Source organism: Bacteroidales bacterium (assembly GCA_016707785.1).
In the GTDB taxonomy this organism is placed as follows: Bacteria; Bacteroidota; Bacteroidia; order Bacteroidales; family UBA4417; genus UBA4417.
This window is the reverse complement of record JADJGZ010000002.1, coordinates 1-21339: the sequence shown is the minus strand read 5'-3', so window position 1 is coordinate 21339 and position 21339 is coordinate 1. Positions and strand designations below refer to the sequence as shown.

Here is a 21339-nt window from a genome sequence, read left to right as displayed (position 1 = left end):
ATGTATCAGTTCTAAGGAGGAATCTTCATCCCAGATGTTTTTTTGGTTCTAAATGCCACAAAAAGAGCAGTTTGAAATCAAACTTTATAATTAGGTTATATTTACTAACATTCCCTTGTTTAAGTGGTTCATGTACTCCTTGTTAATACTTTTGTAAAAAACATATAGATGGAAAACTTCACTTATTATAATCCTACTGTTTTGCATTTTGGTCGGGGAGTCCTTGACAAATTACCTTCAACCTTACTTCCTTATGGGAAAAAGGTCTTACTGGTATATGGCAAAGGATCGATTCGTAAAAATGGAGTCTATGACAAAGTGATTGCACTTCTTGAAACTGCAGGTCTTGAAATCACAGAGTATTCAGGAATTAAATCCAATCCATTGGTGGAAGATGTGGATGCAGCAGCCAGCCTGGGAAGGGAAAAAGAGGTGGATGTGATCCTGGCTATTGGAGGAGGGAGTGTTATAGACTCAGCCAAGATTATTTCCATAACGATTCCTGTTAATCATACTGCATGGAATTTCTATACCTATAGGGCAAAACCACAGAAATCAGTCCCTTTGGTAGCCGTTCTTACCCTTGCAGCAACAGGGACGGAGATGAATCCTTTTGCTGTTTTACAGAACGAAAAAACAGGAAGGAAAGATGGTTACCGATCAGACCTAATTTTTCCCAGGCACTCATTTCTTGATCCTGAACTTACCTATTCTGTTCCGCAGAATTATACGGCTTATGGTATTGCAGATCTCATCGCTCATTGTCTTGAGAACTATTTCGGTCAAGGGGAATGCTCTCTTACTGACCGGTTTATCTTTTCCATAATAAATGATGCGATGGATTGGGGTCCCAAATTGATTAATAACCTGGGTGGTTATGAAGAACGGGCAGCCATTATGTATGATGCCACTATGGCACTAAACCTTCTCACGGCCAATGGTAAATCAGGCGGTGATTGGGGCGTACATGCCCTGGGTCACATGCTTTCTTTATTGCATGATGTACCTCATGGGGCTTCTCTTTCTATTATCTACCCAGCCTGGATGAGACATTTCAATGAACAGGCAGGTGAAAGAATCGGGAAATTAGGGGTGAATTTATTTGGGGTTACTGATATTACAGAAACCATTGAAAAGCTTGAATCATTTTTCAGGCAAATCGGTTCACCGGTAAGGCTTTCTGAAGTAGGAATCGGAGCTGATAAATTTGAGGAAATCATTCAATACTGGACCAGGAATAAGGCTGAAGGGAGCTTATATAAATTTAGTGCAGGTGATTATTCAAAACTGATCAAATTAATGGCCTGATAAGCCAACAATGCCTGGGATTGATTGTTTTAAAGACTGGATTCAAAAAAATAACAGGAGATGAAATATATCGGAGCTCATGTAAGTGCTGGCGGAGGTGTTGAAAATGCCCCTATCAATGCCCATGAAATTGGAGCAAAGGCTTTTGCCTTATTCACAAAGAATCAGCGGCAATGGCAATCGGCACCGCTCACTAAGACCAATATTATTAAGTTCAGGGAGAATTGTGAAAAATTGGGTTATGTTCCTTCGCAGATTCTACCTCATGATAGCTATCTCATTAACCTGGGACATCCAGACCCTCTTAACCTGGAAAAATCCAGGGCAGCATTCCTTGATGAGATGCAGAGATGTGAATTATTAGGTCTGGACCGCCTTAATTTCCACCCTGGGAGTCACTTGAACCAGATTTCTGAGGAAGAGAGCCTTGCGATAATAGCTGAATCTATAAATATTACCTTGTCAAAAACCAAGGGTGTTATAGCAGTCATTGAGAATACAGCCGGACAAGGAACTAACCTGGGATATAAATTTGAACATCTGAAATATATTATTGACCGGGTTGAAGACAAGAGCCGGGTTGGAGTCTGTATTGATACATGCCATACTTATACTGCCGGGTATAATATTGTAGATCCGGCAGGATATGAAACCACTTTTCAGCAATTTGATGCTATTGTAGGGTTTGATTTTCTCAAGGGAATACACCTGAATGACTCTATGAAAGCTCTGGCAAGCAGAGTCGACAGGCATGATAGTATTGGAAAAGGTTTGATGGGGATTGAAGTATTTCAGAGAATCATGAATGATCCTCGGTTTGATGATCTTCCCATCATTCTGGAGACCCCGGATGAAACAATTTGGGCAGAAGAGATTTCAATGCTCTATGGATTCCAGGCATCTGTTGTAAAAGAATAGTAGGGGCTTAACCGGTAACCGGGCTTATTCTTTGTGATACAGGAGGACTGTTTAATCTGATTTTTTCAGCTTTGGCCCAATCAAGAGATGCCCCGGTTTCACTGCCGAGGGCCATTTTGGCATTACCACGTGCAATGTAAGCATCCGCATAATTAGGATCAAGCTGGATTGCAGCATTAAAATCCAGCATAGCTCCACGGGCATCATCCATTTTCAACCGCGTATTGCCTCTGTTGTAATATAAAACCGGGTCATGCGGGTCCTTTTTGAGAGCATGTGAAAAGTCTTGCATAGCCCCAACAAGGTCATTCATATAGAAACGGGTATTTCCACTCATTGATAAGGCATCAGTAAAAGAGGGTTTCAACTGGAGTACCTTCTGAAGGTCTTTAATAGCCAGCGGGTATTCACCTAACTGGAAATATGCATTTCCCCTGGAATAATAGGCCTCATAGAATCGGGGGTTATAGCGTATAGCTTTTGTGAGGTCCTCCACAGCACCCGGATATTCGTTCATAGCAATTTTTGCCAGTCCGCGCTCATAATAGGCTTTAGGATTCCGGGGGTCAATTCTTAAGGCCCGGGTAAAATCCCTGATTGCTTCTGAATGATTTTTCGATCGTTTGTGAGACTTCCCATGCAGGAAAGAGATATACGATCGTATCCTGTTAAAGGATAAAATTGAACCGATATAATTAAAAAAATTACCAGAGTGATTCATAATCGTGTATCGCAAAGGGAATACTGAGTACTTGGCAGAAATATGCAGGCGTTTTCAGGATTTCCCGCCCGATAACAGAAAGTGAAATGAGATTGCAAAGGTATAACTGGAATAACTTTGCAGCAAGAATCTGCCTTACAGATCCAGGACAATGTAAAGTTAATCAATTTATACTGAATCTGAATCATTTTCATTCGACTTAGCCGTTTGATTTGGGTAATTGAGTACCAACCTTAACAAAAAAGATGTATGTTTGGGAGTGGATACTCTGGTTGAAGTCTTCTTTATTTAATTAGTCATTCAGCCGTCTGTTTGATCCAATTTAGGCTGCAAAGGGCCTCTTGTTTCCTGAAGTATATACTTGTAACAACAGAAATATAATTCCGAATGTTCAAAAGGTCACGTTATCAATTGGAGTATCGCCAGAAGCTAAATGCTGATAAGAGGCGTATGAGAATGTATAACAAAGCCATGCGCAAGAAGATGAAGGAAGAAGCCCGGCAGGAGAAAAAACTGCGCAGAAAGAACTTCCTGTCGCATCCTTTTCAAAGCTTTAAACTTAACCCTGAGCAAGAGTTGAAAAGGGAATTAAAACAAGAGTACAGGCAAAATAAGCGTTTAGAAAGAAAGAGATGGTTGGAACGGTTCAAGAAAAACCCTTTGAAAACGCTTTTTACGAATGAGAAAAATAAGGATCATCATTTGCTGATGGAGCAGATGAGAGAAGAAAGGAAATACGCTCAAAGGAATAGAATAAAGATCATTGTCCAATCTTTTAAGGATATTTTCCAGACAAGTGAGTTAAGAAACAAATATTCAATTAGCCTGATACAGTCGACAACCTATTTTATTCTCTCTTTTTTATTGATTTATATTATCAACCAGTTTACAACTATGCTGGTTGCCAAGGGGTTTGATATTCCAACAGTCTGGTATTATTACAGGGTTAAATTTCCTTTGTTTGCAGGATCCCAGCTTTATACCAGGACTGCCCTGATCGGAATTTTCGCTTCCGGACCCGTGATCAGCCTGGTAACTGGCTTCATCATGCTGAAACTTTATTTCAGCAAAAGCCTGCTCAACAAGAAATTGAGGCTATTTTATCTATGGGGTTTTGTGAATGGGATCAACTTTTTCTTTGGAGCTTACCTTGTAGGATTTGTTACCCGTACAGAGTTCATTTATGCTTCTGAATGGTTATTTATGAGTTCAATGTTTGATGTGGAAGAAATTGTATTTGCTGTGCTTTCCATCACCATTTCACTATTAATTGGCCGACTTATCACACCGCTTTTCCTTCTGTCATCCAGCTATCCGGTTTTCATTACATCGAAATACAGATTCGCTTATATCCTTAGCAATGTATTCATTCCATGGCTAATTGGGGCAGGGGTTTTCCTGGCATTATCGCGTCCGGTATATTATTTACCACTTACTTTAAAGACTATCACACCTGCCTTATTATTGTTTCCTTCAATTTTGACATACAATTCAATAAGGAATGATAATATAGCCAATACAGGTAAGGTTCAGGCCAACTACTTCCGCTGGAGTATTGTCATCATCGTGATTGCTCTCTTGTTCTTCTACCGGTTACTGCTCAATTTCGGATTGCAGCTTTTCTAGGGGATCAGTTTCCGGCCACTCAGACTTAAAAAAATGAACATAAAAAACTTTGAGTTCAAGGCAAAAGTTGAAAGCCTGGAACCATTCGAACAAATTCTCAGGGAATTACATGCAGATTTTAAAGGAGTTGACCATCAGATCGATACATATTTTAATGTCCCAAAAGGAAGGTTGAAGCTTCGGGAGGGAAATATTGAGAATGCATTGATAAGCTATGAGAGGGAGAATATTGCTGATGCTAAATTATCCAAGGTCATTTTATTCAAATATGAACCTAACGTCGCACTGAAAGAAATCCTGACAGCTCAATTGGGTATATTTACCATAGTTGACAAAACAAGGAAAATCTATTTCATCGAAAATGTAAAATTCCACCTTGACCACATAAGGGAACTTGGATTTTTTATAGAAGTTGAAGCCATCGACAATGAAGATAAGTATAGCATTGAAGAACTTAAACAACAATGCAACAGCTACCTGGAGATATTCAAAACAGGAAAGTATGAATTAATTGATAAATCATACAGTGATCTGATTCTAGCTCTTGTCAAATAAATGCCATCATTTATTCCTCAGGCTCATAACCAAATTCCTTCCCTTTTTTAATTGCCGGAATACCCTTACTCATCCATAAAGGCATAGGTTTGTCCTTCAGATAATGATCGAAAAATTGATTCATTCGAATTGCCAGGTCCATTCGGTTCGGGCGTTTAGTGAGGTTATGTTCATCACCATTATAATTCAGTAACCAAGATGGTTTGCCCAGTCGTCGAAGTGCGGTAAAAAGTTCAATTCCTTGTTGCCAGGGGACAGCCCCATCATTATCGTTGCTCATAATCAACAGGGGTGTCGTGACTTTATCGGCGAAGAATACCGGGGAGTTTTTCAGATACAATTCCCTGTTTTCCCACAAGGTGTTGCCAATTCGGCTTTGTCCCTGTTCATATTGGAACTGACGTACTAATCCGCTTTCCCACCTTATTCCCCCGTAAGCTGAAGTCATATTGCTTACCGGAGCACCTGACATTGCCGCTTTAAACAGGCCGGTCCTTGTAACAAGGTAAGCAACCTGGTAGCCACCCCAACTCTGTCCCTGAATACCCATGTGCTCTGTGTCTACATAAGGACGTTTCATCATTTCCAGCACCCCACTCATAATACAGATATAGGCATCCTCACCGGGCTGACCTGTGGTATAATGAATATCCGGAATAAACACCAGGTACCCATTGCTGTTGTAAAAGGGGAAATTCACAGTTGATCTGGAAGGATTAGGCACATAATGTGAATGGATGGCCTCGGAATATTTCTCATAGAAATACACTATCATAGGATATTTAGCGGTATCAGAGAAGTTTTCAGGTTTATAGAGCAAACCTTTAAGTGAAATTCCTTCGAGAGAGGTCCAGCTAACTGCTTCAACCGTCCCCCACCAGAAAGAGGATTGTTGTGGATTGGTTATTGAAAGCTTTTCAACTTCTGAGAAATCGAGTTTACTGGTCCAGAGATCTGGATATTGTGTATAGGTAGAACGTTGCCAGATTAATTCATCTGCAAGCTTAGCCTTTATTGGATTTGTGTATTCTGCATCAGCTTCCGAGAGGTACTTTAAGCTGCCGGGCTGATTAATAATCAAACTTGAAAACCCTTGTTTCCTGCTTTCTTCTTCCACCGTTTTTATTATTACAGATGAAGCCGGGTTTATGGAGAGTGCCTCCGGATCAAGGTTTACGTATCGGTGAATGACTTTTCCGGCACGCCCGTTTGTTAGGTTAACAGGCCCTTTCAAACCTTTTGGATCAAACTGCCAGATATCATATTTGTCATAAATCAGGACAGAAGCATCGTCGGTGGTCCAACCAGCAATACCATATGGGCCGGGGGTTGAAGGTACATCATGATCCTCTTCATAAAATGCAAAAGGAACTGATTGAGAAATATTCCTGATCTGTGATTTTATGAGGTCCATCAGATACCAAATTTTTTCGTCGCCTTCGTACCATATGAGGTATTTCCCTTCAGGTGAAAGGTTAACAGTGAAGCCTTTTTTAACGAGTGTTTTCTTTTTGATGCCTGTTTTCAGGTCCAGTAGAAATGCATCCTTGTAACTATTGTTTTCCCATGAAGTTTGAAGCAGATAGGGAATCGACGAGAACCCAAGGGCCAATTCCCCGTTACCTTTTTTAATCGTCCTCACCTGTGTAATCAATGTATCTGCCAGCTGGATAATTTTTTTGTCAGGGATACGGTAAACACTCAAATAGGAGCGTTTCAAATCATCTTCGAGTTCTTTCAGTTGCTGGGTTTGGAGCCTGTTGTCCTGCCAGTTCCAAACATCGACCCTCACTTTTTCTTCGTCAAGTAAAGTATCAGTTACCGGTTGCGGAACCTTGGGCATGGTTTCGAAATATAGTTTTGTGCCATCTTCCGAAAAGGAAATTTTTCCATTTTCACTTACTTCCCATTGATTGGGTATTCCCCGGCTTGCAGTGTCGGCAACTTTAATGGGAGACAGTAGTTTTTCATTCCACAACTGCAGGGAAAAACGTTTTACCTTGGAAGTATCACCGGTGAAAAGAAAAGCCAATTGTTTGCCGGCATCATCAGATACCGGTTTTGAAGCGAATCCCGGTTGTTTGAGAATCATTCGCGACTGAAGAGAGCGGGTATCGAAAACATGGACCGAAGTTGTATCAATGGAGTCTTTGGTAAGAGTGATGTATGCAAAAAGGAATCCATTTTTTGAAAAGGAGGATTCGGTAACATTATCAACCGTTAAGACAAATCCTGACAAAGGATTCTGCAGGGTGAGAGTATAGGTTTCCTTATCGTTGAAAGCTCCTTTCGCTTTTTTCTTTTCTGTTTTAGGTTTTTCTTTTGTTTCAATGGAGGTTGAATCAGGTTCGCTGACCTTGCTGAGAGTATCCTTTTCTGCCTCTTTCACTTTAGCTTTTTCGTGAAGCGAAGCTATCCAGGAGCCACCTTCTTTAGGTAGCTGAAAGGATTTCAATCCTGATGACTTATACAGGGAGTCTTTTCCCAGCAGCCAGATTCCCAGGGAGTCTTTTGGCATCTCATCTTTCTTCTTTTTTGCCAGCTTAAGTTTTCTGATTGAATCTTCCGGCTGTTTTATTCTGAATACCAGCAAATCGGAAGAATAGCTGAATAATGCCTCCTGTCCTCTGAAGATTGAATCGTGCATTCCAACTGATATGTTGTGCAAATGAAGCCATCCATCTCCTTTCTGCGGGTTAACTTCATACGACACCCAATTACCATTTGCAGAAATCTGGGGTTTTGACAGCGCTTTCCAGGAATCGTAATCGGTATGGTTCAGGCTTTTTTTCGTGGATGATTGTGCATTGGTTTCCATCGAAATAAGCCATAATAAGGCGATAAATGCTGCGAGTATATTTAGTTTCATGTTCTTTTACTTGAATGAAAAAACTTTGAGGTATTTGCAAGTGTAAAAATCAAGAAAAGAATCCAATTGGAGTATATTCTTTATCATTTTCCCCTTGCTTATCCTACTTTTGTTTCCATGGCCGGAATCACTGACATACTCATCAATTGGTACAGCAATAATAAAAGGGATTTGCCCTGGAGAAATACCAGAGATCCCTATTCCATATGGTTATCGGAAGTAATTCTGCAGCAAACCCGGGTGAGCCAGGGATTGTCATATTACTATCGTTTCCTGGAAACCTTCCCCAATGTCGAAGCTCTGGCCCGGGCTTCAGAAGAGACGGTCCTGAAGGTCTGGCAAGGTTTGGGGTATTATTCAAGAGCAAGGAATTTGCATCATACTGCACGGGTAATCGCTAATGAACGTAATGGAGTATTCCCTATTGATTACAAAGGACTGCTGGAATTGAAGGGGGTTGGAGAATATACTGCAGCCGCCATAGCATCGATAGCGTATAATGAAGCTGTGCCAGTGGTCGATGGGAATGTAGCCAGGGTAATCTCGCGCTTATTTGGCATTCATGAACCGATAAATAGTACTATGGGGATGAAAATCCTGAAAAAAACTTCCAATGAGTTAATCCCATCTCATCAACCGGCTACGTATAACCAGGCCATGATGGAATTTGGGGCCTTATTTTGCAAGCCTTCGAATCCGGATTGTCCAGAATGTCCTTTAAAACAGTATTGCTTAGCGTTTCAAAAAGGTGAAGTGGGCCTTCTGCCGGTAAAAAATGCAAAACAGTCAGCCCGTGACCACTATATTTACTACCTGGTGATGGAATATATGACTGAAGGGAAAGAGCAAATTCTGATTCGCAGACGAACAGCACAAGGAATTTGGAAGAACCTCTACGATTTTCCATCGGTAGAAAGTGCCGGTCCGATGGAAATAGCATCTGTCCTGGAAAAAGGAGAACAGGAGAGGTTACTTACAATCAACGACTATTGTGTTCATTCTGTCTCCGGTATTTTTGCGCATCAGCTTACACATAGAAATATCAAAGCGGTCTTTATCCATATCACTCTGTCGGCACCAATAGTGCAAATCGGAACCAATCAGTGGATTGAGAAAGATAGAATCGGGGAGTTACCGGTACCCCGGCTTATAGAAAATTATCTACTTTCCGGCAGTTTTCTTAATTCAATCAGGCATAGTCTTACCAGGGACCAAATGATATGAACAATGGTTATTTCACAAGGGTTTATACCTAACTTTGCAAGTAAGGTATTTTAAAATTTAAGAGCATATGGCAAGAGGTGTTAATAAGGTGATCCTGATTGGGAACCTGGGGAAAGATCCGGAAGTACAGAATTTTGAAACCGGTAAGAAAGCATCATTTTCTCTGGCTACTACAGAGGTTCAGCGCGACAGGGAAGGGAATGAAAACCAGCATACAGAATGGCATAATGTCGTGATGTGGAGAGGCCTTGCCGATATCGCAGAAACCTATCTCAGGAAAGGCAGCCAGGTATATGTTGAAGGTAAAATCAGGAGCCGTTCATTTGATGGAAAAGATGGAGTGAAAAGGTTTGTAACCGAGATACAGGTTGATAACCTTGTATTGCTGGGAGGACGAAAGGAATCCGGGAATGATAGCACTTCAGGATATCAACAGCCGGCATCATCACCGGCAGTTCAACCCCCAATAACCAATGCTGCATCAAATCCTGAAGAGAAGGAAGATCTTCCATTCTGATAAAAGGGGCGTATTCAGGCATTTGATCATGATACTTTATTCAGGATAAAGGTTTTAGTCAATGTTGAATCATCTCATATTGCCTGTTATTAAAACAAATTGTATTTTTGCCTATAGTTAACTAATTGTAGCACACATTGGAAGATCCTCTCCCTGGCACTCTCTCAATCGTCCAGATTTTCATTACCGGTGCCATCTCTACAGATATTTCAACCTCATTTGGTTTGATTCTGTCTTTTCTGATGGTAATAGTTCTTTTGTTTTGCTCTGCTGCGATTTCAGCCTCCGAAATAGCCTATTTTTCTTTGAGTGCTGCAGATCTCAATGAGATCAAGGCAAAAAAATCAACCACCAATAACCAGGTATTAACGCTACTGAATCGCCCTAAAACACTCCTGGCGACGATCCTGATAGGCAACAATTTCGTGAATGTGGGGATTGTTATGCTTTCTACCTATATCACAGCCTCTCTTACCGATTTTTCAAGGTATCCCTTACTGGGGTTTGTTATCCAGGTAGTAGTAGTTACCTCTTTGATCCTTCTTTTGGGGGAAATCATGCCCAAAGTATTGGCAACCCGGCAAACCATAAGGATTGCCTCTGCTATGGCCCGTCCCTTGGCGGTCATGGTAAAGCTGTTTTATCCTTTAAGTTTCCTGCTTGTTAAATCAACCGGACTTATTGATAAAAGAATCACCGGCAGGAAATATACACTCACAATGGATGATCTCTCTACGGCTATTGATTTGACGGCTGATGGTGAAGCAAACGAAGATGACCGAAAGATCATGAAAAGCATTACGCGGTTTGGAGACATCAGTGCCCGTGAAATTATGCGCCCAAGGGTTGATATTACTGCTGTTGACGAAACGGCTAAGTTCTCTGAACTGATAAAGATTGTTATTGATTCAGGATATTCCAGAATTCCGGTTTACAGGGAAACCCCTGATCAGATTATTGGGATCTTATATATCAAAGATTTACTCCCTCATCTCAGTAAAAATGGCAATTTTGAATGGGTACAACTAGCCCGGACAGCTTTTTTTGTCCCGGAAAATAAACCTATCAACGACCTGATGCTTGAATTCCAGGAGAAGAAAATTCATATGGCCATTGTGGTTGATGAATATGGAGGAACATCAGGAATAATAACCCTTGAAGATATCATTGAAGAAATTGTAGGGGATATTAATGACGAATTTGATTCAGAAAGTGAAGGATTCAGTTTTTCGAAACAAGATGAACGGAATTTTATTTTTGAAGGAAAAACACTGCTCAACGACTTTTGTAAGATCATAGGCATTGAAGATCGCATCTTTGAAGAAGCCAAAGGAGAAAGTGACACCCTTGCCGGACTTCTTCTCGAATTAGCCGGCAAAATGCCCGAATACCACGAGCAAATACCATTTCAAAATTATGTATTCAGAATTGAAGCACTGGATAAACGAAGGATCCGCCGGGTTAAAGTAACCATTCTCGATGATGAAGAGGTGAATTCACAATAAATCCGGCTTATTCACGTAAGTTTATTGACACAACCCCCAGTTTCATGTACAACCCATTGAAATCCCCTGCCCGGTTTCCCTTATTATTCCTGATCACTGCGTTTGTATTTGTTGCTTGCCACAGGGATGATTTTACCCCTAAACCCAGGGGATATTTCAGGATTGCACTGCCAGAAAAAAATTACCGTTTACTGGATTCAATATACCCTTACAAATTTGAGTTTCCCGAATATGCAATTATTACTCCCGATGCGCAAGCCCTGAAGGAAACCAATTGGATCAATATTGATTTTAAAAGCTTCAGGGGGAAAGTGCATATGAGTTATAAGAAGATCGAGAATCCTGGCAACCTGAATATTTATGCTGAAGATGCGCGGACCCTGGCTTTAAAACATATCCCCAAAGCATCCAGTATTGAGCAGCAGCTCATTTCCTATCCGGAGCACAAAGTATATGGGTTGATCTATAACATCAGGGGCTTAGGGGCTGCGTCTCCTTACCAGTTTTATGTGACCGATAGTGTACATCATTTTGTAAGAGGGGCTCTTTATTTTGATGCTGTACCCAATAGTGATTCTTTAATGCCCGTTATCGATTTCGTTAAGAAAGACATTGATCACCTCGTTCAGACCCTTGAATGGAAATAGTCATCAAGGGCTGTTAGCTTCCTTTTACTTATTTGTCTTGTTTTGTTAAAGTTTGGTAAAAACCGCCAGGTTGCTATCAATCACTGTTGCTGTTAGTATGTTGAAACGGTTTTTTTTGTAAGATTGAACTGCAATTTATAATTGAATGGAAACACCCGAATCAACATACACTCTCCTTTTAGACCAGTTTGATCAACAAAGGCTGAAATACCACAGAATTTGCAAGACTTTTACCTGGCTTCGGCTTCTGGCTTTTTCAGGGATACTGATCAATTTTTATTTTGCCCTGACAGCCGATTCCCCTATTCCGGGATTTATTATGGCTTCGGCATTTATCTTTTTGCTGGCTGTTTTCGTTTACTTCAATTCAAGGTTCCAGCATAAGAAAAGCTATTTTGAAACACTTGTTCAAAGATGTGAATTGGAATTGAAAGCCTTGAAATTTGATTTTCTTGGGCTTGACGAAGGAGCTGAATTTGTTGATCATAGCCATGATTATGCTTCTGACCTTGATGTTTTTGGGCATGGTTCAATTTTTCAATATTTGAACAGAACGGTTACACATGGGGGACGAATACAACTTGCCCGGTGGCTTAAGAAACCAGAATTAAATACAACGGAGATCCTTGCCCGGCAGGAATCGGTAAGGGAACTGGGAAATCACACTTTTTGGCGACTGAGTTTTATGGCAACCGGTTTATTAAAGGGAAGGAGCGGTTCGACAGAAAATTTGAAGTTTTGGCTTGAGCAAAAGAATATCTTTTCTAAACATAAATTATTCAGCAAGGGGATTCGGTTATGGCAGGCTGTAATGACCGGAATCCTTTTCTCTGTTTTAATGGGCTGGATGAATTATGCCATACTAGTATTGCTGGGATTAATAAATCTCGGAATAGTAGGGTATTATTTGAAGAAAATCAATGGAATCTCATTGGTTTTTGGCAAGACATACAGCTTCCTGTCAAGTTACTCCGATCTGATGGAAAAGCTTGGTGAGATTGACCTGGAGACTTCATGGATCCGATCCAGGAAACAATCATTACTTGGCAGGAATAGCAATGCACCGGCAGAGATCAGGACCCTGGGCAGAATCCTGCAAAAGTTTGATTCAAGAAATAATTTATTGATAGGCTTCTTCCGGAATGCCCTGTTTCTGACAGATCTGCTTCTTGTGATAAGGATGGAGATCTGGAAAAGCAGGAATTCGGCCAATATTCTCAAGTGGTTCGATATTTTAGGTGAAATCGATGCCCTTATCAGCCTCTCAACATATGCGTATAACAACCCCGGCTATACATACCCTGTACCTGAAAGCGGGGAATTTTCCCTCTATGCCGAAAACCTTGGGCACCCTCTTATTCCACCGCAAGAAAGGGTTTGCAACCTTTTCAACCTTCAGGGCTGGCACTCCATCATCGTATTAACCGGGGCCAATATGGCAGGTAAAAGCACCTTTCTTCGCACCATAGGGTTGAACCAGGTACTGGCTATGACCGGGGCTCCTGTTTGTGCCGATGCTTACGGGTTTTTACCCATCCAGCTCATCACCAGTATTAGAACCAACGATTCATTGATCAAACATGAATCCTACTTTTATGCTGAATTAAAAAAATTAAAGAATATCATTGATGTGCTGGAAAGAGGTGAAAAGGTCTTTTTCTTGTTGGATGAAGTGCTGAAAGGAACCAATAGCAATGATAAACTCAATGGTTCAATCATCCTGGTACGAAAACTATTGAACCTTTCTGCTTCCGGAATCATTGCAACGCATGACATTGCTTTGGGGGAACTGGAAGCTGAGTTTCCCGGACAGGTGCTCAATTTCTGTTTTGAGGCAGATATCACAGATGGGCAGCTTAGCTTCGACTACAAGATGAAGAATGGTGCAGCTAAAAGCATGACCGCCTTATTCCTGATGAAACAAATGGGGATTGTGTCATAGCTCAACCGGCCATTTCTGCAGCATCAAAGGCAGATCTCTTACCAATTGCCGGGAAATTCCTCTGCGATCGTCCCCTGCTATGATCTTATCTGTAAATTTGAATCATAGTTACCGGAACAAATTCCTGTCCATTACTGTTTCATTTGTTAAGAGCTTATTGGCTCCCGGACGTCAATCCAAGAATAAAATTGCGATTTAAAAAAGGATTCCATGCACAAAATTTTTATCCTCATTCTTCTGGTTACACTACCCTTCCTGGCTTTCAATCAGGAATCCACCTATTCCAGGATTAAGATCCATCTCGATGGGAAGAACATTCAAACCCTTTTCAAGGCGGGTATTGAGCTAAACCAAATAAACCAGAAAGAGGGCTGGGCTACGGCTGAATTATCCGATCAGGAACTTCAAAAGGTTATCCGGGCAGGTTTTGAGTTTGAAGTCCTGATTCCTGATATGAGCCGGTATTATGCTGAGCGATATCAATCAGCAGGAACCGGGATGAAAAACCTTGATGCATTTAACACAAGTGCCTGGCCTGTGCCGGCTCATTTTTCACTGGGTAGCTGCGGAGGTTTCCTTACTATTGAAGAGATGCTGGCCCAATTGGATGAGATGCGGGAACTTTATCCGAACCTGATTACGATAAAACAATTGGTGAGTGATACCATTACTACCATCGAAGGCCGGCCTGTTTATTACGTAAAGATTTCTGATAATCCGGATATTGCAGAGACTGAACCCCAGGTACTCTATACCGGTATGCATCATGCCCGTGAACCAATCGGAATGCAGCACCTGATGTATTATATGTGGTACTTGCTGGAGAACTACGCAGGTAATTCAGATGTCAGGGATGTGGTTGATAACACCGAGATGTATTTTGTCCCGGTCATCAATGTAGATGGTTATCAATATAATATCACTACAAATCCATTCGGTGGAGGGATGTGGAGAAAAAACCGAAGAAACAGTGGTGGTGGCGATTATGGAATCGATATAAACAGGAATTACGGATATATGTGGGGTTATGATGATGAAGGTTCCTCTCCTGACCCTTCTTCCGATCTGTACCGGGGGACAGCACCCTTTTCAGAACCGGAAACCCGAATGATGAAATATTTCTGTGAGGGACATGACTTCTTAATTGCCTTAAACTATCATAGTTACAGCAATCTTTTCCTTTATCCCTGGGGTTGGACACCGGATTTGTCACCTGATGAATCCTTATTAAATGCCTATGCTGCTGCAATGACTGCTGAGAATGGGTACACTTTTGGCCCGGGAAGCACAACTATTTATCCTACCAATGGTGGATCAGATGATTGGATGTATGGAGAACAAACCAGTAAATCAAAAATTCTATCCTATACTCCGGAAGTAGGTGGAGGTAGTGATGGTTTCTGGCCAACAGAAGAGAGAATTCTCCCGCTTTGCCAGGAAAATATGCTGGCAAGTCTCACAGCTGCCAGGCTTGTTGGGAAATTTGGCAAGATTAAAGATATCGCACCTCTCTTTATTTACCAGGATAACGGCTATGTCAAATTTGAAGTGAAGCGCCTCGGAATGCAGGAAGGGGATTTTACGGTTTCTATTGAACCACTGGGTGATGCATTTGCCTCATTTGGCTCCCCTGTAACCTATTCAGGAATGGCCTTACTCGAGAAACGAACGGATTCCATAGCCTACCAACTAGCCCCGGTAAATCATGTGGGGGATACATTGCGTTATGTGCTGACATTGGATAATGGTCTCTATACTGTTAAGGATACCGCTGAGAAGATTTTTGGCTATCCTTACCCGGTTTTCACAGACTATATTAATAACAAAAATAATTGGACCGGAAACTGGACCTTGATTAATACGGATTATTTTTCGCCACCATCTTGCCTTACAGATTCTCCATTTGGCAATTATGGATCTAATGCAAATCGCAGCATTTCCCTGGTCAATTCTCTTTCCCTGGGTGAAGCCTTACTCACCGTTCTTGAATTTAAGGCGAAGTGGGCTTTGGAAAATGATTTCGATTTTGTGCAATTGAAGATATCTGAAGATAACGGGACATCCTGGACACCACTGGAAGGAAAGTATTCTAATCCGGGAAGCATTTACCAATTAACCGGTCAACCATTATATGACGGAATGGAATCAGAATGGGTTAGTGAAGCAATTTCCCTGAATAATTGGCAGGATAAAAGCATTAAATTAAGGTTCACACTGGATACAGATGGCGGTACAGAACTCGATGGATTTTATTTTGATGATGTTCAGATCAGTATTTTATTAGACCCTACTGCTATTTCGGAAGCTTCCCCCAGTCGCACCTGGCTGGGCATACCAACCCCTAACCCGGCTTCCGGACAAGTGAGGGTGAGTTACCTGGTGCCATCTAAGTTGGAAAATCCTGTCATGAGGGTACTGGATGCTACAGGTAAGGAAGTCACAACACTTTCCCTGATGCAGAATGAAGGTTGGGCTGAATTTAATGTGAGTAACTGGGCTGCAGGAATTTATTTCATCCGGCTTGAAATAATTGGCCTCCCGGCACAAGTAACCAGATTAGTGGTTTACTAAAAGGGAACGCGGTTTCGATTGCAGGTTCAGAAGCCTGTAAACATAAAAGGCATACACATTTTTACCCCTTCTTACAATGTGGAGAGTATCCGGGGGCATGATTTTCTCATAGTGCAATTCATAAAGTTTTTCAGGTTCCCTGAAATCCAGGCTGGAGGTGATATACCAAGCATCATCATTGAGCCTGAATCCTCCATGCACCTTGTTAATCCAGGCATACTTGTGTATTTCTTCAAGCTTTCCTGAAGCAAGCACATGTCTTTTGCCGGGCCTGGCTGCATAATATTCCAGGTTGGCTGCCGGAAACCAGCGATAGGAGACGATGGGTGATCCTGTTTGAATTTTACCTTCAGCTTCATACTTTTCCGCCAGGATCTTAAATTTTTCACCCATCTGAGTCCATCCATAGATATCAAGTGAGTAATCCCGACGACCATCCTCTTTGCTTTCCAAAGGAATTAATCCAGTTGAGATTTGGAACATGGCAACCGAAAGGATCATGCCCATGACTAATAGCGAGGCGATCATCCATCCCGGGAAAAAAGAAGGATGTTCTCCCTGCTTAATCCGGATAAAAAGGGCGGCAACCGGTATAAGGGTCAGGTAGCCTGGTCCCGACCAATGGGGCAGTGTCCCCCGGAAAAGGGATAGAGAAAGAAATGTTAGTACCAGCGGCAGTCCGGTCAGCAGCAGAATACGAATAGAGGGGTTTCTCTGAAGATTTGAAGATCGGATGACAATAACAATTCCCAGGATCAGCAGCAGCAGGTTAACAGGGTTGTTGTAAAGCACTTCCCCCAGCAATTCAGTTAAAAAACTATCAATATTGAACACCAATCCTGACACGAGTCCCCGGCCTCCCTGGTAGGTAAAACTGATAAAATTATTCCTGAAATTCCATACCAGTACAATGGCGAAGAACGACAGCATGATGAGGTTTGCCAGGTAGAAGTAGCTCCTTTTTAACCAGGAGCGGTTGAAAAGGAGGATAAAGAGTATCATTCCTGCCCACAGAAAAGCCGTAGTGTATTTTGATAGCATTCCAAGTCCCAGTAATATTCCGATCCCGATCATTTTCCTTTTGATACTGCCAGAAGGCTGATTTTCAGGCAACACATCCAGCATCAGGTAAAGTGCAGATAGCCAAAAAACTGTTTGTGGCGTATCAGGCAGGATAAATACACCACTGATAACAAATCCATAGATTGAAGCAATATGGAGCAAAGCGGTATACCAGCCGGTAGTTTCATCACGAAGTTTTGTGCCGATTAGAAAGAGTATGTAGGTATTGAAAGTCCCTCCGATTACAGAGGCCAGTCGCACGAAAAATTCCTGTTGAAACTGAAGGTTCAGGGTAAAAATGCGGATAAGCCATCCCACCATTGGAGGGTGATCAAAGTGGCTGATATCAGGATAAACGGCATAAGTCCAATAATACACCTCATCATTTCCCAACTCGAACATTCCGGCAATAAATCCACGGACAAGGATGGAAATCCCGAGCAGAACCAGCAGCTTTCGCTTGTAATTATGAGGCTGAAGTAATAAGGCTGAAGCCATCCTTTCTTGCATTTGTAAATGGTTGGAATGGATGGGTAAAGATAAAATTAATCGTCTGTTATGTCTTGCTTTTGATTTTGAAAAAGTAGAAGCTGATCAGATAGAAAATGAAAAAAGAAAACACATTGAGAATGAGGGCAATGATAAAGGATGATCCGAATAGAAACACAATTGAGAAAAGGATGAAAATTGAATTCAGGATGATTCCAGAGAGTAAGGCCTTTGACCTGAATTCTGAAAGATGGGGGCTTTCTGTTTTTTCTTTTGAAATGCATAATAGGATCAGACCTGTTAAATAAGAAGCCAGTGCCAGTTCATCTGTAATATTAGCGTTAAAAACAATGAAGTAGCGGGTTCTCAGAAAACTGCTTATCACTGCTAAAACCGGGGCATCAATAGATACACCTCTATCGTAAAGAAAAGTGAAAATGAGACCTGCAACCACCAATGTTATTCCGAGCCATTTAAACCAATAAGGAATCAGGATGCGTTCCATAGAATTCATTTTAATCATTGATCAATTACTATCTTATAGTCTGCTTATCAGATCATTTCCAGATTTTACCATCTTATTCAGAATCCCGAACCTGCGTTTTTCAGAAAAGGGCATTGAATTGAATAGATGATCTGCAACAGGTTTCCAGTCAGCAGCAATTGCTTTTGTCTTGGCTGCCAGGTCTTCACCGGTTTCTGCACAATCCAGGTGTGTTGAATGCACGCTTTTATCATTGGTAAGTTTTACGATAGCATCGGGCACATCCATTAAGGGGCAAGGGCGTAACAGGTTTTCAGAAAAAGGTTTTGCTTCCCTGAATCTCCTGAAAAAAGGGGATTGGAGTGCTTTTGCCAGGGTTGTATCATTAATATTTACATCAGAATAATGACAAAAGGCACAGGGTTCCAGGTCTCCATTTGCATTAATATGGGCAAAATCGCTCCCTGCGGCAACACAGCCAAAAGCTTTATGGCCATGGTTGGCGAAATCGATAAGGGTAAAGTTTGTTCTTTCGGTGTAGTTTTCTATTTTCCGAAGCACATAGGCCCTTTGTTGTGCATTGCAGCAAAGGCTGATTTCAGCATGTATCCCGATAGGCAGGTAGTTGAACAGCCAACCAAACCAGGCACCCTTTTCTTGCATAAAATTCAGGAATTCATCACTGGCAATAGTTTTGTAATTCCCTGAGTGATAGCATGCTGAAAACCCGAATCCGATATCATGTTTCTTCAGCAGGTCCATGGCTGAAATTACTTTATCATAGGTGCCATTCCCCCGGCGGAAATCGGTTTCATCCCGAAAGCCTTCAATGCTGATAAACACATTCAGGTTACTGATTTTCACCATTTCCTTCACAAAAGCTTCATCAATCAGGGTGCCATTTGTAAAAGCTGCAATGCTGATTTTTGGATATCTTCTGCTTAGTTCCAGGATTTCGTTCTTACGCATCAAAGGTTCACCACCACTCAGGATAATCTGACTAACGCCAAGTTTACAGGCATCCTGAAAAAGCTCATCCAGCTTTTCAAAAGATAGATGGCTGCTTTTACCATAATCGGCTGACCAGCATCCGGTGCACTTCAGGTTGCAGGCTGAAGTTGGATCGATAAGAAGCAAGCGGGGAATAGCACTATGGTTTCGGGCATTCATCCAGAACTTCTTCGGCACATAAAATAACCCATCAATGGTGATGAATGAAAAAACCGATTTCACCCGAAAAAACCGGTTCACACGGTAAACAAAATCCTTATGATGTGGAAATGGAGGAATAGGTTTCTTTTCCCCCTGTATAAATAGATATTTCATCCGCAAGTAAGTCCGATCCCCATTAAGGGAATGATGAGTTAAAATGAGTTTTACAAGAGTTTATTTATTCTCTTTACTGGCATATACGGGGAACTTGGCTGTTGAATTGTCATCAAAAGTAAATTCCATGCCTACCATTCCGAATTTGTGATTGGCAAAATACCTGATATTTTTTACGCCCATTTTGTTGTGTGGCTCTTCAACTTCTATGACTTTGATCAGCATAAAACCATAGCCATAGTCATCGTCGGTTGAACGACTCACAACCTTACGTTCTCCTCCGGTAGAGATGGGATACGTGTCACCGACTTCAGCATCATATTTCACAATAATTCCGGGAGCCAGTCCATGAACGCTTTCAATGCCATCGGTAGCAATCTTCATTTGCACATCATCCAGTACAACGTTATTTCCGTTGATTTTAATTTCAGGAAAATTTGCGAGGATGGCTTTAATTTTATCATTGGTGCAAACAGCCGAACCGGAAATTTTGGAAATACCTGATTCAAGCGCAGTAACTGATGCATTTAGATTCGAAACGCCTTCAATTTCCATGGAAGTAGTGGAAAGGGTAGTGCCGACAGTCCCAATTTCCGACTGATCTCCATTCAATTCATTCGGGTCTTCATTTTCGAAGATATTCTTGATTTTTTCGCAGGAAAACAAAAACATGCCCAAAGTAATGAGCAACAAGAAGGTGTAAAAACTTTTCATATAGTGAGATTTGAGGGTTCCCTGGGAAGAATAATAATTATATACTTGAAAACCAACAACAATTGCCAGCAATAAAGATAGGTAAATATGCCTGCGTATGCAATATGTCAGGATCAAAAATATTAATTAATCCCTATTGCAACACTGAACCTTTCACGAAATTCAAATTGGATAAAATAAACACGGATCTTAGGTGGCCTAAGATCCGGTACATTCTAAAGAATAATCAGGTGTGATTCTGTGCAGACTCAGCACCTTACCATTTTGTTGTTATTTTTTCCTGATAATAATAATTTCTTTATCCCCATCCTTGATGCGTTCAACTTCTGAGTTTTCATCCACGTCTTTTAAGTCACGCTTTTTGATGATTACTTTTTTCTCTTCATGTTTAGGGGTCCATTGTGCATGGTTATCATCATTGTAGTAATAGTGATAGTTATTTCCATGTCGTTCAGGCCACTCATTTTCCCTGTCTTCAAAACTGATGATAATTTTCTTCCCATGCCTTTTCTTTTTAATCACAATATTATCGAGGGCGCCCAGATCCTTTAAACATTCCAGCCCGGGAATCATATACTGGTGAAGTGGCGGGAAAGGAGGATGGCCTTCAAACCTGAAGTGTGGGCAGTCCGGAGAGCCCGGGAATTCAGGAGTCCTGATATCTTTCATCGATTGATCCATATATTCTTGAATGTTCAGATCTTCTAATTCCGGGAAATCATGAAACATCATTTTTAATTCTTGTCCGTTGATGCCAAGGAAAATGGTGTCTCCATTTATAATCATTGTATCGGGCAGAGACCCTATTTCGCTTTCTGCAAATTCGGGAATCGTTATCTTGATTTCCTTGTTTATTTCTCT

17 protein-coding genes are annotated in these 21339 nt (G+C 41.3%); 10 read left to right on the top strand and 7 right to left on the bottom strand.

All coding sequences use genetic code 11. The features are described 5' to 3' along the window. Window positions 1-168: 168 nt before the first annotated feature. A complete protein-coding gene (locus tag IPH84_01920) occupies window positions 169-1308 on the top strand; it encodes an iron-containing alcohol dehydrogenase (protein MBK7171999.1) in 1140 nt (379 codons plus the stop codon). Window positions 1309-1368: 60 nt separating this feature from the next. After that, window positions 1369-2226, top strand: a complete 858-nt coding sequence (nfo, locus tag IPH84_01915) for a deoxyribonuclease IV (protein MBK7171998.1) — start codon at window positions 1369-1371, stop codon at window positions 2224-2226. A 7-nt stretch (window positions 2227-2233) separates the two neighbouring features. Here the strand turns inward: nfo and IPH84_01910 are convergent, their stop codons facing one another. Continuing rightward, a complete protein-coding gene (locus IPH84_01910) occupies window positions 2234-2962 on the bottom strand; it encodes a tetratricopeptide repeat protein (GenBank protein MBK7171997.1) in 729 nt (242 codons plus the stop codon). 372 nt (window positions 2963-3334) lie between these two features. Here IPH84_01910 and IPH84_01905 point away from each other — a divergent pair, with 372 nt between their 5' ends. Beyond that, window positions 3335-4573, top strand: a complete 1239-nt coding sequence (locus IPH84_01905) for a hypothetical protein (GenBank protein ID MBK7171996.1) — start codon at window positions 3335-3337, stop codon at window positions 4571-4573. A gap of 33 nt (window positions 4574-4606) precedes the next feature. Beyond that, on the top strand, window positions 4607-5128 hold the full coding sequence (locus IPH84_01900; protein MBK7171995.1) for a class IV adenylate cyclase: 522 nt from the start codon (window positions 4607-4609) through the stop codon (window positions 5126-5128). Window positions 5129-5138: 10 nt separating this feature from the next. Here the strand turns inward: IPH84_01900 and IPH84_01895 are convergent, their stop codons facing one another. After that, the gene (locus tag IPH84_01895; protein MBK7171994.1) at window positions 5139-7997 is read right to left on the bottom strand and encodes a S9 family peptidase; all 2859 of its coding nucleotides are present in this window, start codon (window positions 7995-7997) and stop codon (window positions 5139-5141) included. Between the two features lie 117 nt (window positions 7998-8114). On the opposite strand from IPH84_01895, the gene mutY reads away from it, so the two are divergent. The 6 genes from mutY to IPH84_01865 all read left to right on the top strand — a co-directional run bounded on the left by mutY (window position 8115) and on the right by IPH84_01865 (window position 16403). After that, window positions 8115-9221, top strand: coding sequence for an A/G-specific adenine glycosylase (mutY, locus tag IPH84_01890; protein ID MBK7171993.1), 1107 nt, complete (start codon window positions 8115-8117; stop codon window positions 9219-9221). Window positions 9222-9288: 67 nt separating this feature from the next. Continuing rightward, entirely contained in the window at window positions 9289-9738 is a 450-nt protein-coding gene (ssb, locus tag IPH84_01885) for a single-stranded DNA-binding protein (protein ID MBK7171992.1), read from the top strand. Window positions 9739-9980: 242 nt separating this feature from the next. Further along, the gene (gene gldE, locus IPH84_01880; GenBank protein ID MBK7171991.1) at window positions 9981-11243 is read left to right on the top strand and encodes a gliding motility-associated protein GldE; all 1263 of its coding nucleotides are present in this window, start codon (window positions 9981-9983) and stop codon (window positions 11241-11243) included. Window positions 11244-11287: 44 nt separating this feature from the next. Continuing rightward, entirely contained in the window at window positions 11288-11890 is a 603-nt protein-coding gene (locus IPH84_01875; protein ID MBK7171990.1) for a gliding motility lipoprotein GldD, read from the top strand. 145 nt (window positions 11891-12035) lie between these two features. After that, the gene (locus tag IPH84_01870) at window positions 12036-13832 is read left to right on the top strand and encodes a hypothetical protein (GenBank protein ID MBK7171989.1); all 1797 of its coding nucleotides are present in this window, start codon (window positions 12036-12038) and stop codon (window positions 13830-13832) included. Window positions 13833-14042: 210 nt separating this feature from the next. Next, a complete protein-coding gene (locus IPH84_01865; GenBank protein MBK7171988.1) occupies window positions 14043-16403 on the top strand; it encodes an immune inhibitor A in 2361 nt (786 codons plus the stop codon). Here the strand turns inward: IPH84_01865 and IPH84_01860 are convergent. The 5 genes from IPH84_01860 to IPH84_01840 form a co-directional block, all read right to left on the bottom strand. Next, window positions 16389-17975, bottom strand: a complete 1587-nt coding sequence (locus IPH84_01860) for a glycosyltransferase family 39 protein (GenBank protein ID MBK7171987.1) — start codon at window positions 17973-17975, stop codon at window positions 16389-16391. The genes IPH84_01865 and IPH84_01860 overlap by 15 nt on opposite strands. Before the next feature lie 46 nt (window positions 17976-18021). Continuing rightward, complete coding sequence (locus IPH84_01855) at window positions 18022-18459, bottom strand: hypothetical protein (protein ID MBK7171986.1); 438 nt, start codon at window positions 18457-18459, stop codon at window positions 18022-18024. Window positions 18460-18492: 33 nt separating this feature from the next. After that, entirely contained in the window at window positions 18493-19764 is a 1272-nt protein-coding gene (locus tag IPH84_01850) for a radical SAM protein (GenBank protein MBK7171985.1), read from the bottom strand. A gap of 60 nt (window positions 19765-19824) precedes the next feature. After that, window positions 19825-20478, bottom strand: a complete 654-nt coding sequence (locus IPH84_01845) for a hypothetical protein (protein MBK7171984.1) — start codon at window positions 20476-20478, stop codon at window positions 19825-19827. A gap of 270 nt (window positions 20479-20748) precedes the next feature. Continuing rightward, window positions 20749-21264 carry a hypothetical protein gene (locus tag IPH84_01840; protein ID MBK7171983.1) on the bottom strand — a complete coding sequence of 172 codons (516 nt, stop codon included), beginning with the start codon at window positions 21262-21264 and terminating at the stop codon, window positions 20749-20751. Window positions 21265-21339 lie beyond the last annotated feature (75 nt).

What these genes read in the sequence shown, in the direction of transcription:
- IPH84_01845 (MBK7171984.1), bottom strand. Translation starts at nt 20,478, where the DNA reads ATGAAAAGTTTTTACACCTTCTTGTTGCTCATTACTTTGGGCATGTTT.
- ssb (MBK7171992.1), top strand. Translation starts at nt 9,289, where the DNA reads ATGGCAAGAGGTGTTAATAAGGTGATCCTGATTGGGAACCTGGGGAAA.
- IPH84_01855 (MBK7171986.1), bottom strand. Translation starts at nt 18,459, where the DNA reads ATGGAACGCATCCTGATTCCTTATTGGTTTAAATGGCTCGGAATAACA.
- IPH84_01850 (MBK7171985.1), bottom strand. Translation starts at nt 19,764, where the DNA reads ATGAAATATCTATTTATACAGGGGGAAAAGAAACCTATTCCTCCATTT.
- mutY (MBK7171993.1), top strand. Translation starts at nt 8,115, where the DNA reads ATGGCCGGAATCACTGACATACTCATCAATTGGTACAGCAATAATAAA.
- IPH84_01905 (MBK7171996.1), top strand. Translation starts at nt 3,335, where the DNA reads ATGTTCAAAAGGTCACGTTATCAATTGGAGTATCGCCAGAAGCTAAAT.
- IPH84_01840 (MBK7171983.1), bottom strand. Translation starts at nt 21,264, where the DNA reads ATGATTATAAATGGAGACACCATTTTCCTTGGCATCAACGGACAAGAA.
- nfo (MBK7171998.1), top strand. Translation starts at nt 1,369, where the DNA reads ATGAAATATATCGGAGCTCATGTAAGTGCTGGCGGAGGTGTTGAAAAT.
- IPH84_01920 (MBK7171999.1), top strand. Translation starts at nt 169, where the DNA reads ATGGAAAACTTCACTTATTATAATCCTACTGTTTTGCATTTTGGTCGG.
- IPH84_01900 (MBK7171995.1), top strand. Translation starts at nt 4,607, where the DNA reads ATGAACATAAAAAACTTTGAGTTCAAGGCAAAAGTTGAAAGCCTGGAA.
- IPH84_01875 (MBK7171990.1), top strand. Translation starts at nt 11,288, where the DNA reads ATGTACAACCCATTGAAATCCCCTGCCCGGTTTCCCTTATTATTCCTG.
- gldE (MBK7171991.1), top strand. Translation starts at nt 9,981, where the DNA reads ATGGTAATAGTTCTTTTGTTTTGCTCTGCTGCGATTTCAGCCTCCGAA.
- IPH84_01865 (MBK7171988.1), top strand. Translation starts at nt 14,043, where the DNA reads ATGCACAAAATTTTTATCCTCATTCTTCTGGTTACACTACCCTTCCTG.
- IPH84_01870 (MBK7171989.1), top strand. Translation starts at nt 12,036, where the DNA reads ATGGAAACACCCGAATCAACATACACTCTCCTTTTAGACCAGTTTGAT.
- IPH84_01895 (MBK7171994.1), bottom strand. Translation starts at nt 7,997, where the DNA reads ATGAAACTAAATATACTCGCAGCATTTATCGCCTTATTATGGCTTATT.
- IPH84_01860 (MBK7171987.1), bottom strand. Translation starts at nt 17,975, where the DNA reads ATGCAAGAAAGGATGGCTTCAGCCTTATTACTTCAGCCTCATAATTAC.